This is a genomic window from Akkermansia sp. AE01SA01, from assembly GCF_036417395.1.
In the GTDB taxonomy this organism is placed as follows: Bacteria; Verrucomicrobiota; Verrucomicrobiia; order Verrucomicrobiales; family Akkermansiaceae; genus Akkermansia.
In genome coordinates, this window is sequence record NZ_CP143890.1 from 1,958,541 (window position 1) to 1,974,213 (window position 15,673).

The 15,673-nt window shown below is 56.0% G+C and carries 11 protein-coding genes; 9 read left to right on the forward strand and 2 right to left on the reverse strand.

The genetic code is table 11. The features are described from left to right. Positions 1-17 precede the first annotated feature (17 nt). From V3C19_RS07870 to V3C19_RS07880, 3 genes are all read left to right on the forward strand, one after another. A complete protein-coding gene (locus V3C19_RS07870; protein WP_130083755.1) occupies positions 18-3,233 on the forward strand; it encodes an efflux RND transporter permease subunit in 3,216 nt (1,071 codons plus the stop codon). A 37-nt stretch (positions 3,234-3,270) separates the two neighbouring features. After that, positions 3,271-4,704 carry an efflux transporter outer membrane subunit gene (locus tag V3C19_RS07875; RefSeq protein WP_130083756.1) on the forward strand — a complete coding sequence of 478 codons (1,434 nt, stop codon included), beginning with the start codon at positions 3,271-3,273 and terminating at the stop codon, positions 4,702-4,704. Positions 4,705-5,402: 698 nt separating this feature from the next. Then, positions 5,403-6,167: a PEP-CTERM sorting domain-containing protein gene (locus tag V3C19_RS07880; RefSeq protein ID WP_295934609.1), complete on the forward strand. Its 765-nt coding sequence runs from the start codon at positions 5,403-5,405 to the stop codon at positions 6,165-6,167. A gap of 93 nt (positions 6,168-6,260) precedes the next feature. Here V3C19_RS07880 and V3C19_RS07885 read toward each other — a convergent pair whose 3' ends face one another. Together V3C19_RS07885 and V3C19_RS07890 are read right to left on the reverse strand one after the other, a co-directional pair. Continuing rightward, positions 6,261-6,881 carry a hypothetical protein gene (locus V3C19_RS07885; RefSeq protein WP_295934611.1) on the reverse strand — a complete coding sequence of 207 codons (621 nt, stop codon included), beginning with the start codon at positions 6,879-6,881 and terminating at the stop codon, positions 6,261-6,263. Positions 6,882-6,999: 118 nt separating this feature from the next. After that, positions 7,000-7,557, reverse strand: a complete 558-nt coding sequence (locus tag V3C19_RS07890; RefSeq protein WP_130083759.1) for a hypothetical protein — start codon at positions 7,555-7,557, stop codon at positions 7,000-7,002. Between the two features lie 168 nt (positions 7,558-7,725). On the opposite strand from V3C19_RS07890, the gene V3C19_RS07895 reads away from it, so the two are divergent. From V3C19_RS07895 to gdhA, 6 genes are all read left to right on the forward strand, one after another. Beyond that, on the forward strand, positions 7,726-8,199 hold the full coding sequence (locus V3C19_RS07895; protein WP_130083760.1) for a PTS sugar transporter subunit IIA: 474 nt from the start codon (positions 7,726-7,728) through the stop codon (positions 8,197-8,199). After that, positions 8,196-9,986 (forward strand): chloride channel protein, encoded by a 1,791-nt coding sequence (locus V3C19_RS07900; RefSeq protein WP_130083761.1) that lies wholly within the window; start codon positions 8,196-8,198, stop codon positions 9,984-9,986. The genes V3C19_RS07895 and V3C19_RS07900 overlap by 4 nt, the downstream gene beginning before the upstream one ends. A 164-nt stretch (positions 9,987-10,150) precedes the next feature. Continuing rightward, complete coding sequence (locus V3C19_RS07905; RefSeq protein WP_295934614.1) at positions 10,151-10,705, forward strand: hypothetical protein; 555 nt, start codon at positions 10,151-10,153, stop codon at positions 10,703-10,705. A 407-nt stretch (positions 10,706-11,112) separates the two neighbouring features. Further along, a complete protein-coding gene (locus V3C19_RS07910) occupies positions 11,113-11,769 on the forward strand; it encodes a hypothetical protein (protein WP_295934616.1) in 657 nt (218 codons plus the stop codon). Between the two features lie 166 nt (positions 11,770-11,935). Continuing rightward, positions 11,936-12,946, forward strand: coding sequence for a transposase (locus V3C19_RS07915; RefSeq protein WP_295875362.1), 1,011 nt, complete (start codon positions 11,936-11,938; stop codon positions 12,944-12,946). Between the two features lie 885 nt (positions 12,947-13,831). Further along, positions 13,832-15,187, forward strand: a complete 1,356-nt coding sequence (gene gdhA / locus V3C19_RS07920) for an NADP-specific glutamate dehydrogenase (RefSeq protein ID WP_130083765.1) — start codon at positions 13,832-13,834, stop codon at positions 15,185-15,187. Positions 15,188-15,673: the final 486 nt, after the last annotated feature.

Sequence of the window (15,673 nt, forward strand, 5' to 3'; positions counted from 1 at the left end):
TTCCATGATCTAACACCATGTCCAGCTTTTTCATCAAACACCCGACCATCGCCATCGTCATTTCGATCGTGATGATCCTGCTCGGCGGCCTGGCACTGCTGGGGCTCCCCATTGAGCAGTACCCGAACATCGTCCCGCCCACCATCAAGATGCAGGCGACCTATCCGGGCGCCAATGCGGAAACGGTGGCCAACTCCGTAGCCTCCCCGCTGGAACAGTCCATTTCCGGCGTGGTGGGCATGGATTACATGACTTCCACGAACGCCAACAACGGCATCTGCTCCCTGAGCATCGTCTTTGAAGTAGGAACAGACCCGAACATGGACCAGACGCTGGCCTACATGCGCTACGGCCAGGCCACCGCCCAGCTTCCGTCGGAAGTGGCCCAGATGGGCATCACCATCACCCAGTCCACGGGCAGCCCGCTGGCCGTGCTCAACCTGTACTCCCCGGACAACAGCCTGAACGCCATTTTCCTGAGTAATTACGCCTACGTGAGCCTGGTGGATCCCGTCAAACGCGTCCCTGGCGTGGGCGACGTGCAGGTGTTCGGCGCGGGCCGCTATGCCATGCGCATCTGGCTGGACACCACCAAGATGGCTGCCCAAAACATCTCCGTGGGAGAAGTTCAGGCCGCCATTCGTGAACAGAATACCGTGATTCCCGCCGGCCAGATCGGCGCGGAACCGGCGCCTCCCGGAACGGAATTCACGTACAGCATCCAGACCAAGGGACGCCTGAAGACCGCTGAGGAATTCGGCGACATCATCATCCGTGCCAACGGAAACAAGCTGCTCTACCTAAAGGATATCGCCAAGGTGGAACTGGGCTCCCAGACCTACAACGTATCCAGCAAGTACAACGGGAAGGACTCCGGCGCCATCGCCGTGTATGCGGCCCCCGGCTCCAACGCCATCAATACGGTGGACGCCCTGAAAAAGCTTTTTGAAGAACGTTCCCGCAGCTTCCCGCCCGGCATGGAATACAACATGACGCTGGACACCACGCTGGCCGTGCGCGCCTCCATTGTGGAAATCGAACACACGCTGGTGGAAGCCCTCCTCCTCGTGGTGCTGGTGGTATTCGTCTTCCTGCAGGGCTGGCGCGCCACCCTGATTCCCGCCATCGCCGTACCGGTCTCCATCATCGCCACCTTCGCGCTGTTCCCGTTGCTGGGCTTCACGCTGAACACCATTTGCCTGATGGGCATGGTGCTGGCCATCGGCCTGGTGGTGGACGACGCCATCGTGGTGGTGGAAGCCGTGGAATCCCACATGGAGCGCGGCCTGACGCCGCGCCAGGCGGCTTTCGCCGCCATGGAGGAAGTGTCCGGCCCGGTCATCGCCATTGCCCTCGTACTGGCGGCGGTGTTCCTGCCGTCCCTGCTCCTTCCCGGCATCACGGGCACGCTGTTCCAGCAGTTCGCCGTGACCATTGCCATTTCCATGCTGATTTCCGCGTTCAACGCGCTGACGCTCTCGCCGGCCCTGTCCGCCATCCTGCTCAAGCCCAAGGACCCGAACAAGGGCGGCCCCCTGAAATTCTTCTACCGCGTCTTCAACCGGGGCTATGACGCCACCGCCAGCGGCTACACGAAGATATGCCACTTCCTGACTAGGAAGCTCATCATTTCCATTCCTCTGCTGGCCCTGATCGCGTACGCCATCATCCCCGTAGCCAAGCACATTCCGAACGGCTTCCTGCCGGACGAAGACCAGGGCTACCTGTTCTCCGCCCTGATCATGCCGGAAGCGCGCTCCCTCCAGCTCACGACCGCCGCCGCGGACAAGGTCAGCGAACTGATCCGGCAGAATCCGAACGTCAAGGATGTGATCGCCATTTCCGGGTTCAGCCTTCTTACCGGAGTGCAGAGCACGAACAACGCCTTCTTCTTTGTGATGCTGAAGCCCTGGGAGGAACGCCCCAATCCGGACCAAAGCGCCAAGGCGATTACCGCCGAGCTGAACAGACTATTGAGCACCAAGGTTTCCGAAGGCGTCACCATGTGCTTCCAGCCTCCGGCCATTGCGGGGGTGGGTTCCGCTAACGGCGTCACATTCATGCTGGAAGACCGCGACGGCAAGGGAACGGAATACCTGGCCGAACAGACGGACATCTTCGTGAAGGAGGCCAGCAAGCTTCCGATTTTTGATCCTCTCCATAACGGCAGCGTGCGCAGCGTCATGTCCTTTGCCGTGGATCAAAAGGACGTGCGGCTGGACGAGGAAAAATGCGCCACGCTGGGCGTCAGCATCAGCGAGGCCAACAACCTGCTCCAGGCGTACATGGGCTCCCTGTTCATCAACTACATCACGCTGTACGGCCAGCAATGGCAGGTGTACATCCAGGCCCAGGGCGACGACCGGAACGGAACGGACATGCTCAAGAACTTCTACGTGAAGAACGACACGGGCAGTTCCGTACCCCTCTCCACGCTCGTCAAGATCACGGACACCAAGGGGCCGGAATTCCTGCTGCGCCAGAATCTGTACAACTCATCCAAACTCATGGTCACTCCGGCCATGGGCTTCTCCAACTCCCAGGCCATGGAGGCCCTGCAAAAAACGTTCGAGGCCTGCATGCCCACAGACATGGGCTACAGTTACGCGGACATGAGCTATCAGGAACAGAAAATCCAGAACGGCATCAACATCGTGCAGATTTTCATGCTCTCCTCCATCTTCGTGTTCCTGATCCTGGCGGCCCTGTATGAACGTTGGGCCCTTCCGCTCAGTATTTTCATGACGGTGCCGATTGCGGCCCTGGGCGCCTTTCTCGGCCTGTACTGGTTCGGCTATGAACTGAACCTGTACGCACAGATCGGCCTGGTGATGCTCATCGGGCTGGCGGCCAAGAACGCCATTCTGATCGTGGAATTCGCGGTCATTGAGATGGAGCGCGGCAAGACGCTGATGGAAGCCACGCTTTCCGCGGCCAGAATCCGCCTGCGTCCCATCCTGATGACCTCCTTCGCCTTCATCCTGGGCTGCGTACCGCTGGCCATCGCCTCCGGTTCCGGAGCCTACTCCCGCAACATCATCGGGATCGTGGTGATCGCCGGGATGACGATGGCGACAGTCGTGGGCATCTTCCTCATTCCGAGTTCCTTCTACTTCATCATGAAGCTCTTCCGCGTGCGCATCGCCCGGAAGACCGTGGAAACGGACGATCCGGATGAAATCATCGCCCGCAAGCACCTCTTTCATGAAGCCCATGAATCACTGAAAGGCTGACAACGCCCCTGACCACATTTAAAACACACATACGCATATGCGACCGAATCAATATATCACACGCCTCATTCTGCTCGGGACTGTCGTGACGGCTTCCTCATGCATGATGGGCCCCGACTTCAAGCCCGTGGACATGCCCATGCCCGCTGCATTCAGGGGCGCCGGAGCATCCACGGAATCCATCGCAGACCTCCCCTGGTGGAAAGTATTCAAGAACAAGGACCTTCAAGACCTCCTGACGGACACCTACAACAATAACCGTGACCTGAAGGCGGCCATGGCGCGCGTGGAAAAGGCACGCCAGTACATTACCGTGACGGAAGCCCCTCTCTTCCCGTGGGCGGACTATGCCGGCAGCCTCAGCAAGGGGGCCAACTACACCAGCGGCAACATCGTGCAGACCACAGGCACCACGCTGACGCCCGGCATGATTGACGGCGGCATCTCCTGGGAACTGGATATCTGGGGCAAGACCCGCCGTCTGACGGAAGCGGCGCGTGCGGATTACCTGGCTTCCGAAGAAGGCCAGCGCGCCCTGATGCTCTCCCTGCTCCGCCAGGTGGCTGACTCCTATCTCCAACTCCTCCAACTGGACGAACAGCTTGCCATTGTGCAGAAATCCGTGGAATCCTATTCCGAATGCCTCCGCCTGTTTGACGAACAGCTGGAAGGCGAGGTAGGCGACAAGCTCCAAGTATCTTCCGCCAAGGCTGCCTTGGCCTCCTCCCAGGCACAGATTCCCGCTATTGAAGCGCAAATAGCCAATCTGGAAAACGCTGTCTCCGCCCTGGCGGGACGCGCTCCCGGCCATATCCGCCGTTCCGGAAGCCTCCGCGATATTTCCTACAATATCAAGGTTCCCGCCGGCATACCGGCCTATATCCTTTCCAGAAGGCCCGACGTGCGCCAGAGCGAATACCAGTTGCGCGCCGCCAATGCCGACGTAGGCGCGGCCATTGCCGACTACTTCCCGACCATCTCCCTGACGGCAGCCGGAGGCATCGCCTCAAGTGACTTGCGCCATGTGCAGGGACGCCGTAGCGGCTGGGGCATTGGGGCCAACCTGACGGGACCTCTCTTCCAGGCGGGCAGGCTCACAGCCTCTGAAAAGGCGGCCAAGGCGGAATTCCTGGCGGCCAAGAACGACTACGAACAAACCGTGCTCAACGCCCTGTCTGAAGTCTCCAGCACACTGATCCAGCGCACCAAGCTCCGCGACATTACGACCATCCAGTCTGAAGCCGTGGAAGCCTACCAGACGGCCGTAAAGCTTTCCTTTGAACGCTACCGCACTGGCCTTTCCAACTACATTGAAGTGCTGTACGCCCAGCAGAACCTGTATCCGGCGCAGATCCAGCTCTCCCAGTACTATTATCAGCACGCCAGCACACTGGTATCCCTGTACACGGCACTGGGCGGCGGCTGGAACATGAGCCACAAGGCTATCATGGACGGCCCTTCCAGGCGATAAAAAAGCCTGTCCCTTAAAATGGGAGATTCTTTGACTGTTCTTTCATCCCCCGGCAAGTACAACTTGCCGGGGATTTTTCTTTCCGGTAATGTGGAGAAACGAATTTTCCCTTTCTTTCCGGTCCTGCCGGTCAGAACGGCCCCTTTCCCCTCCTTTCCGCTAAAGGCGCTTTATAATTCCGGGACAAGAACTCAATGAATTATCCCCTGCCATTTCCGCCGCATGATGCCGGGCGGTATGGATTCTTTCTTTATCTCCTTCTTTTTTCCCCCTCCCGGCACGGTTTCCGGGTATAAGGGCTCCATTCCAAAATTGATTTAAGGTTAATTCATGGACATTTAACATACTGATAAATTCTCCATCTTGTTTTTCAGGAATTAATTATCCATGGTTTTTATATTCCATAATTATGCACAACCCAATACAGTTCCTGATCTTACAGCGAATTTTCAATGCCGCGGCGAATTCTTAATCCGCCAACAATTAAAAATATTAACGGTGAATGAATTATTTATCATAAAACATTGATTCCCATGGAAGTTTTACATATCTGGTCTTTTTTTAAATTCATTCCCCTATGATTCTCTAGTCTTTATCACTGTTTACTGAAGCGGATGTTACAGGCGGATTAAGAATCCGATAAAAAACGGATGTTCTCCTGCCCGGGAGCATTTTTCCAATCTGCTAGAGCAATCAATATGAAGACCAAATACCTGTCCCTCCTGGCCGCCATTCTGGGAAGCAGCCTGTGCTGCGGCGCTTCCATCAATGATCTGAATCCGGCTTATTCAAAGGATTATACCATCTACGACGGAAGCAACGGAGATACTCTGAATGTCTCTTCTCCCACCACCGTTCCGGTGAGCGGAACCACTTCATGGACCATGGCATTCACCATTTCCGGTCTGGAAGCCACCTCCGGAACGGATGTGGGCCTACTGTTCACCTATAACACCACCTCCAACTACAAGAACCTGGAAGGAATGGGCTTTCAGTTGACGGATTCCGGAGACCTTACCCTGTGCGTGGGAGGCTTTAACTACAACGGAGGCACCGTTGCCGCTTCCCCCTGGAAAACGAATACCCTGTCCGGCTATTCCGCAGAACAGCCCCTTACCCTGTTTTACACTTACAGTAATGGAAATGTCACCATTTCCGCCATGCTGGGCAATGACACGTCTTCACTGACCACTCTTGCATCTTTGAACGGCACCGGCGTCAGGTTCGGCAGCGTCACCATGACCCAGCTCAACTTCTCCGCCAAGGACGGTTCCGGCAATACCTGGAGCGTCCCGAACGGGATCACCGGGGAATATACCCTGAACAACTTTGACCTGTATATGGGAGCCCTGACAGAAGACCAGATGAAGGAATACGCTCTGAGTGCCGTTCCGGAACCGGCCTCAGCCTCGCTCGGACTGCTGGGATTGGGGCTCCTGCTCGGCCGTCGCCGCCGCGGCTGAAACCAGGTAAGGAGCCGCTTTTCCGGCAACGCAACCCCGGAATAGCCTGTCCGGAACAATGCGGTAGAAGCATTGCCCCGCAAAACAGTAAAATCAGGAACGCCTTTTCCTGAACAACTCCAGGGCAAGCCGGGACCAGGTTTCCAGCTTATTAAACATATCTCCGGACAATTCTTCCGGAGTTACAAAGCGCAGATTGTCCAGGGCGGATTCATTGGCGCGCACCCGGTCCGTATCCAGTTCGAACAAATGGACGATGCCCAGGTGCACGGCGCCCACTTCATTGGAATCGTCGTTGATCACGCCGAGTACGCGCTGGGTGCAGCCGCCGTCAATGACGAGCTCCTCGCGGATTTCACGCTCCACACCGGCCAGATAGGTGGAAACGTTGTCATGGCCGGACTGGCGGTCCACCGGATTGATATGGCCGCCTATGCCGATGGAACCCTTGTCATGAAGACGGGCCTCTCCCCCCGAACCACCGCGGGTGTAGTGCAGGATGCGGCCCTGGTAGCAGAAGATGGCATAGGCGATGATCTGCTTGTGGGAAGGATCGTTTTCCGCCGCTTCCCGGTCCATGAAGGAAGCAACTCCGGGCTTCATGAACGCGTCCAGATAATGTTCCCCTCCCTCGCGGTGTCCCTGGAAATAACCGGCTTCCTCAAAGACGGCGCGGGGAACCACCAGTACCTGTTCTCCATTATAACGTGACATGGGCCTACCCTACCCGTTTTGCACCTCCGCTCAATCAAAAAGCCCGGAAAATGCGATTTTTCAGATGCTGCACCTTTACCCTTTTCCGCAACTCCGGCATCCGGCCAGCGCCTCCTCATCAGTAAAGTTCCTTCACCTCCACCCCGTGATTGTGGAACCGGTTCATGATGCTTTCCATTTCCTCCGCGCTCATGATGTGCAGAGGGAGCCACAGCACGAGTTTTTTGCCGAACAGGAAGAGAAGAGCCTGGCGCGTCCTGCAAAGCGTCGTAAAGCGGTCATAGGGAATGTTCAGGGGGTCCACGCCTTCACTGGAAAAAGTCAGGTAGTCTTCATGGAAAACGTAGTCTTTTTCCTGATAATACAGCGGCACCTTCTTGTTGGCGGTCAGTGCGGCCTTCGCCAGAAAGGGGACGTAAAACCAGGACAGAATGATCGCCGCCAGGGCCCCGGCCAGGGAAAACCACGCGAACGGAGGCAGCGGACGCAGGGAAAAGGAATACAGGGTCATCAGCACAAAAAAGCCGGTAATCGTCAGATCCAGCGGCTTTTTCCATTTGGGGCGCACCGCATTATACCACATCACCAGCACCTGGATGGCCAGTTTGTCGGACGGCACGGGCTTGACGAGTTTGATTACCTCCGAATCCTGCATACGGCGGCAGGGTAGCTTCATTTCCGGAGAAGAGAAAGCCCAAAACACGCCGTTTCATGACGAAACCGCCCCAAAAGCCTCCCGGAACCCGCCGGGCGCGGCGCGTTTTTCCCGTGCCAGGACACCAGACGCCTTCCTTCCCCGTCCGCAGGCCAGAATTTCCTTGATAATCATGGTTCCCCTCCTAGAATGAAAAGCCAAAAGCCTTTAGCAGACCCGGTGGCAAACAATCTTCAAATTCACGTACGCACACTCCAGCCCGACACGACACAGGAACAGGCTCTGGAAACCCTGGTGGATTCCATGGCGGAAGTCCTTGATGAAAGACAGTCCAGGCATATCAAGAATGCCGTGCTCCTGCGTGAAGAAACGCAAACCACCTATCTGGACCACGGGCTGGCGGTGCCGCACGGCCGCACTACGGCTCTGGATTCCATGTATGTCTCCGTAGGTATCAGCCCGGAGGGCATCCGCTGGCCGGACGGCGCCCAGACGGCCCACCTGATTGTCATGCTGGGCGTCCCTACTGTCATGGTCACCGGTTACCTGACCACCATGCAGAAGCTGCTGCGCTGGCATAAAAACGCCCCGCTGGGCCCCAGGGGGGAATGGACGGGAGATGAAGCCACCCTGCTGTCATCCCTTCAACAAGCCCTGCAATGACGAACGAGGAAGACCAGACCGCAGGCAAGACGCATATGTCCTGGTCCTGGCTCCGCATGGCGCTGAACCTGCGGGAGAAGATCAAGCTGGGAGACAAGCAGGTCATCTTCATCTGGGCGGCCCTTGTCGGCGCCCTGGGCGCCCTGACCGCCCTTCTTTTCGAAATGGGTGTGGAACTGGTGCAGGACCTGCTGACGGGCCGCCACGGTTACAGGCAAATACAGGCTTTCCAGGAAATGGCTTCCCAGGACTGGGCCTGGTGTATTTTCGTTCCTGCGGCGGGTGGCCTGCTGGCCGGCCTGACCCTCCTGTTCACGCAGCGCTTTGTACCGGCCAAAGCCACGGAATACATGGAAGCCGTGGCCTTGGGCAATGGCTACGTGCCGCCCAAACCCAGCCTTCTGCGCTCTCTTTCCGCCGTCTTTTCCATCGGTTCCGGGGCCTCCATAGGCCGTGAAGGCCCGCTGGTGCAGTCCGCCGCCGTGGTGGGATCCGCCCTGGGCCGCTTCTTTCACCTTTCCGCACCGCGCCTGAGGCTGGTGGTGGCCTGCGCCGCCGCCTCCGGGATGTCCGCCGCCTTCCACACGCCGCTGGCCGGCGGCCTGTTCGTCAGCGAGATTGTTCTGGGAGCGCTGACCATTGACTTCCTGGCCCCCCTCCTGGTCGCCAGTTGTGCGGGTTACTTCACGATGGGGCTTTTCCATGAACCGGCCCCCATCTACCAGCTCCAGCAGGAAGTCTCCCTGACAGGCAACCAGCACGTGCTCTGGTGCGTCCTGCTGGGGTGCCTGGCCTCCCTGCTGGCCAGCCTCTGGCTGCTGGTCCTGAAGAAATCCCGCCAATACCTGAACGGCAAAAGGCACTGGCTGCCCGTGCGCCTGATGGCCGCCGGCATGCTGGTAGGCGTCATCGCCATCTTCTACCCGGAAATCGTAGGCAACGGGAAGAACATCATCACGGCTCTGATCCACTACGAGTTCGACACGACAAAGGCGTCCATCCTGCTGGCCCTGAAAATCTGCACCGTTGCCATCGTCTTCGGCGTCGGTACCGTGGGGGGGGCCCTGACGCCCAGCCTGACCATCGGCAGCGTCTTCGGCTTCCTGTTCAGCGCGGCGCTCACGCAAATGGGCGTGCCGGGGGAACACGCCATTGCCTATTCCCTGGTGGGCATGGCCGCCTTCTTCACCACGGCGGCCAACGCCCCTATCACGTCCCTGGTGCTGGTGGTGGAATTCACGATGGCCGGCCAGATGATGTTCCCCCTCATCATCGGCGTTCTGGTTTCCTACGGTACGGCGCGGCTGACCAAGGCCCAGTCCATGTACCATGACTCCCTGGCCTTCGGCCCCAGGAGCACCTTTGACAAGCCGCTCGCCCAAGTACAGCTTCAGGACGTGGCGCGCAAAGATCCGCCCGTGGTGCATCCGCTGGACAAATTCGGAACTATCGCCGCCATGCTCATCAAGAATCCCGCGCATCCCATCTTCGTCACCTCCCCCGCCGGAAAATACCTGGGCAGCGTGGAAGCGGAAGACGTGGCGGCCTTCGCCCGCAACAAGGAGCTGGCCCAGGCCGTTCTTGCGATGGACGTGCTGCGCAACGACATGCCCACCCTCCCCGCGGACATGCACCTGCCGGAAGCCCTGGGCATTTTCTCCCGCCCCCATTGCGGAGAATCCCTGGCCCTGGTGAATCCGGACAACGACCATCTTCTGGGCGTCGTCAACAAGACGGACCTTTACCTGGTGCTCTCCGAGATCATGCGGAGAGAGAAACTGCAATAAGGCTCCGTTTTTCTGGATAGATGCCGCAGTCACCAATGGCCAGCACGTTCAACCTGCCCTTGACGACAACAGGGTGAAACAAGGAAAATCATTTTCCTTGTTTCCGTTTAAATTTGCATTCCGGAAGAGGAAAATGTAGAGGGAAGAATAATTCATTAAGCGGTATGGATGTTCGTTTGTTCCATCCATTTCTCGTTAACGCCAAGAAGACGGGAAAGACTTTAACTAACCACCCTTTCCCATCCATGAAATCCGTCGTTCCATTGATTTTAGCATTGAGCGTTTCCATCTGCGAAGCTTCGCCTACAGAAAACCCCGTTCCGTGGGTTGAAAAAAAGGCGCATACGGCCAAGGAGGGACAATTGTTTTCCACCCGTTGCCTGACTCCAGAATCTTCTTTCTATATAAGTTATTCCGTTTACCCCAAATATGATTCCAGAGGCGAATCCAACAAAAAGGAGTTTGCGCAAGGTTTCTACACCTACCGTCCTCCCGAACGCATTGTGAGGGAAATGAAAACTTTTTCCAATCACGACCGGACACCATATGCCAAAACGGGGCGTTACGTCGTCATGGATTCCGACAGTCCGTGCTATCAGATAGCCATGAACATGGCTATGGCGAACCGGTTCGGGCATCCATATTCTTTTCTTGATCAAAAAAAGACAGAAAAATTGTTCAATGGAACGGCCCAAAAGGGGGCCGTTTCTGCCTGGTGACTGCCACGGAAAATCCGGAAGGCTGGATTGTCGCTATAGGAGGCATCCCCCGTGCAAACGCTTCCGACAGTGCGGAAGTTGGAGCGTGGTGGATTTGTCCCGCCACGGGAGAATGCAAACGGATCAATTCATTGGACTGGTCTATATCTTCTGATGATTTATCAAGTGCGGAATGGTTGGACTGCGATAGGATTGTCAATATCGGGTGGAGCCGATGGAGTGGCCGCCTTTCCGTCCTAAATACCAGGACGGGCAAAACGGAATATGAAACCAGAGTGGGACTGGAATAAACGCGTGGTGACAAACTCATTGTTGGCAATGAAATCTGGATGACGGAGGGAGAGCATGTTTCCGCGAGAGTGTATCCGGCACCGCTGGAGGATCCCGAATCTCCCCTGAAGGTTTCCTTGGAATCTTATGAAGGAGGGGGCCCTTTCAGTTTCTCATTCGGCCTGCGCCTGACATTGACAAACAGAAGCAGCAAAGAAATTTCCCTGCCCAGGGAATGGGGCAAAAACGCTCTCTTCCGCTTCGTTTGGAAAGAGGAGGACGGAACAGAAAAAACGGAGCAGTTGATGGTGCTGGACCGCTATATTCATGGAACCGATGCCGCCCGCGTCTTGAAATCCGGTAAAAACATCACGACGTCATCTATGTACGAGATTAATGACGTTCGTATTTTTCCGAAACATGAAAACTTTGAACTTAGCGTAACCGTATCTCCGGTAATGGAAAGGGGAAAACCGGGAAACGGCAGATGGACGAGTGCATTGGTGAATATCGGTAATTCCGCCGGAAAAGCCTACGGACATTATTACCAAGCCATTGAAGAGGGGAAGAAACTCGTCAAGCTCTTGAGAGCGCCTGAAAAAGGGATCGGCAACAGGACGGTCCATGTAGAGAGAGGCACGCCTGTGACCGCTTCGTGGACGGGAAAACCGGAAAAGGGAATTCTGTCCATGGTCTTTTCCGACCAAGCGAGGGGAGCAATGTGGACGTTCCAGTTTCCCGGAGGTTTCAATTGGGTTGATATGGGAAAGGTCTTGAAGAACTTCCAATCGTAGGACCGTCATGATTCCGGCAGGAAATACAGCGAGGGGAAACCTCTCTTCTCAGAAAAATGCCTTCGTTTAAAATGCAATTTTACATCCTCTTGCCTCGCAACCGGGGTCAGGTTAAAAATAACAACAAACTTGAATTTTTACCTCCATCCGGTACGCTTCCGGAATTATGAGCCGTACGCTGAGAATAGAGTACCCCGGAGCGGTTTACCACGTACAGAGTGAAGGCAACCGCGGAGACGCCATCTATCTGGATGATGAAGACAGGAAGACGTTTCTGCGGACATTCCAGGAGGCCGCCAGAAGATGCGGCTGGACCGTCTATGCATACGCGCTGATGGCTAACCATTACCATCTTCTCTTCCAGACTTCCAGGGCCAATCTAGTGGACGGCATGAAATGGTTGCAAACCGCCTATACCCAGCGTTTCAATGCGCGCCACCGCATGCGCGGCCACCTCTTTGCGGGCCGCTACCACGCGATGGTGGTGGAGGCGGACAATGCCCACTACTTTTCCACCATCATCGACTACATCCACCTGAACCCCGCGCGTTCCGGGCTGGCGCGCCGCCATACCTTTCTGTCCGGCTGCAAGTGGACCAGCCTTCCGGCGTGGCTGGATGCCCCTGCCAAACGCCCCAAATGGATTCATCCGGAGCGCGGTCTCGTATGCTTCGGCTGCACGGACACGGAAGAAGGCCGCCAGAAATATCTTAACCACCTGATGGGCCGTTTTGAAGCGGAACGCATGGACGAACGCTCCCTGATTCCGGTAGGGCACGTGGGTCCGGGAACCGTCCAGCGCGGCTGGTGCTACGGGTCCAGCTCCTTCCGTGCCAAACTGGTGAGCGAACTTCCCAGGCTGGCGCGCAGAAAACCCGTTACGACAGGTGTCCGGGCCTCAGAAATAGGGGAATATCAGGCGGAAATCATTGTCAAAAACGGGTTGAAGGCTTTCGGTCTGTCAGAAGAAGAACTGCTCACTACACCCTACAGCCACCCTTCCAAACTCGTCATTGCGCTGGCCGTGCGGCAAAGTACCATGGTTCCCTACGCATGGATCAGCAACCGCCTGCACATGGGCATCCCAAAATCCATGGGAACCCTGCTTCACCGGGCCAGGAAAATGGCGGAAACGGACCTGAAAACCAGAGCCTGGATCGAACGGCTGACGACCTGATCAGGAAGCCGTTCATGCGGCAGGAAACAGCAGAAACGAACAACCGCAGTCTTTTTCAGATGAAAATGTCGGACCAAGATCAATAATGAACTGTATTTTAATGGAAAAAGAGAGATGGAATACCGGCAGGCAAACAAGGATGATCTGAAAAATTTCATAGATATCCGCATGGAATCTGCCTCGTCCATGGGAAAATTTCCAACATGAATCGCTTCCGGGAATAAACGGAAACCTACCTAAGGGAGCATCCAGGGAAAAATGATTTATCGATCTTTATTGCTGCAGGCACGGGACGGATCATCGCCACCTGCATGGCTTGCATTTTCATAACGGCACCTCTTCCCGCCCGCCCCTCCGGAAAAAAATGCAGGGCTGCTTAATGTCTCTACTCTAAAGGCCAATCGCAGGAAAGGGAATGCCGCAAAATTACGGTAGCTAACTTTGGCGGGCCTCAGAAGGCAAGATGTCCGGAAATTCATCTCAATCACATGGAAGATGAATATTCATTATATAAAAACTTGGTTTTGAAACAAGCGATCGCTACATCCTGTTAAGGCTATAAAACCGCCTCCTCCACCCGGTTCTTTCATGGCGGATTGAAAAATTCAGACGGGAAGAACACGCGGCTGACCGATTCTCGTCCGGTCCGGAAGAAATCCCGGCAAAGTCTTCCGCTTCCCATGACAACCAAGTGGCATGAAACCTTTCATCAAGGGGTCAGATTAAAAATCACAACATGGAAAGATATTTTCCATTTTCCTGCTGACCCCTTCTATTCATCAAAGAAAAAAATGATTGCTAGCCAGTGTTGCGGAATGATAAACGGAAGGCGCACACGCGGAACCAGCCGCGCACGCAGCGTTAACCCAAATACAATACAGAGAGATGGCACAGACATATTCCCAGCGCGTACTCGACTTGGTCAGATCCAAGAACAGTCACGAAAAAGAATTCATCCAGGCTGTTCAGGAAGTGCTCAGCACGATCGAACCGGTCCTGGCCGCGAATTCCAAGTACGAAGATCACGCGATTCTGGAACGGATCGTTGAACCGGAAAGAACCATCCTGTTCCGCGTGCCGTGGATCGACGACCAGGGCAAGGTTCAGGTAAATCGCGGATACCGCGTGGAATTCAACAGCGCCATCGGACCGTACAAGGGCGGCCTCCGCTTCCATCCCAGCGTGAATCTGGGCATCCTCAAATTCCTGGGCTTTGAACAGGTTTTCAAAAACTCCCTCACCACTCTGCCCATGGGCGGCGGCAAGGGCGGCTCTGACTTCGACCCCAAAGGCAAGAGCGATAATGAAGTGATGCGCTTCTGCCAGAGCTTCATGACGGAGCTTCAGCGCCATATCGGTGCGGATACGGACGTTCCCGCCGGGGACATCGGCGTAGGCGGCCGCGAAATCGGCTACCTTTTCGGACAGTACAAGAGAATCCGCAATGAATTCACCGGCGTGCTCACTGGCAAGAGCCTGAACTGGGGTGGTTCCCTGATCCGTCCGGAAGCGACCGGCTACGGCTGCGTCTACTTCGCCCAGAACATGCTTGCCACCCGCAACGAGGACCTGCAGGGCAAGGTGTGCCTGGTGTCCGGCTCCGGCAACGTGGCGCAATACACCGTTGAAAAGCTCAATGAACTGGGAGCCAAGCCCGTCACCATGTCCGACTCCAACGGGTACATCTACGATCCCGACGGCATCTCTCCGGAAAAGCTGGCCTGGGTCATGGATCTCAAGAACGCACGCCGCGGCCGCATCTCAGAATACGTGAAACAGTTCCCCAAGGCACAGTACTTTGAAGGACAGCGTCCCTGGAGCGTTCCGTGCGACTGCGCCTTCCCCTCCGCCACGCAAAATGAAATCAACGGAGAAGACGCCCGCACCCTGATCAAGAACGGCTGCACCCTGGTTGCCGAAGGAGCCAACATGCCTACGGACTTGGAAGGCATTGAAACCTACCTGGCCGCCAAGATCCTGTATGGTCCGGCCAAGGCGGCGAACGCCGGCGGCGTAGCCACCTCCGGCCTGGAAATGTCCCAGAACAGCCAACGCCTTTCCTGGACGCGCGAAGAAGTGGACCACAAGCTCAAGAGCATCATGGCCAACATTCACGCCAACGCTCTGGCCCACGCCAGGGAATACTCCTCTGACAAATCCTTCACCAACTACGTCACCGGCGCCAACATTGCCGGCTTTGTCAAGGTGGCTGACTCCATGATCGACCAGGGAGTGGTCTGATCCGGAAACATTATACTTTCCGCTATAGCAAAACACACTGGAAAGCGCCGGGTCCGCCCGGCGCTTTCTTATTCCCGGGAACAGGACTCCGCGCCACGGAAACGCAACAGCCGTAATGGACTGACTACCCTCATGAATCATTCCGGACTGCAAGGTATCTCAATCTCCACCACAACCAGCCCCTGCCCTGCCAACAATGCAAAAATCCTGAAAAAATCAGATCTGATTCTCTCCGCATACGGCGGCAACTGCTTCCCCAAGAACGCAGTAATTCATTCCGAAACTGCGTGGTCGGACACCTTGAGAAGCTTTTAAACCGCGTCCGGAATCTTTTTCATGGCCGCTTCAAAACATATCCGCCTTCTGTCCGCAACTCTTCAAAAGTCTTCCATATCTTCCGTTGGAATTCTTGCCGTTTGCAGAAACTTTCATGGACAATTCCCCTTGTAGCGTACTCACCCGGTTTTCCGTCTCCATCCGGCACCC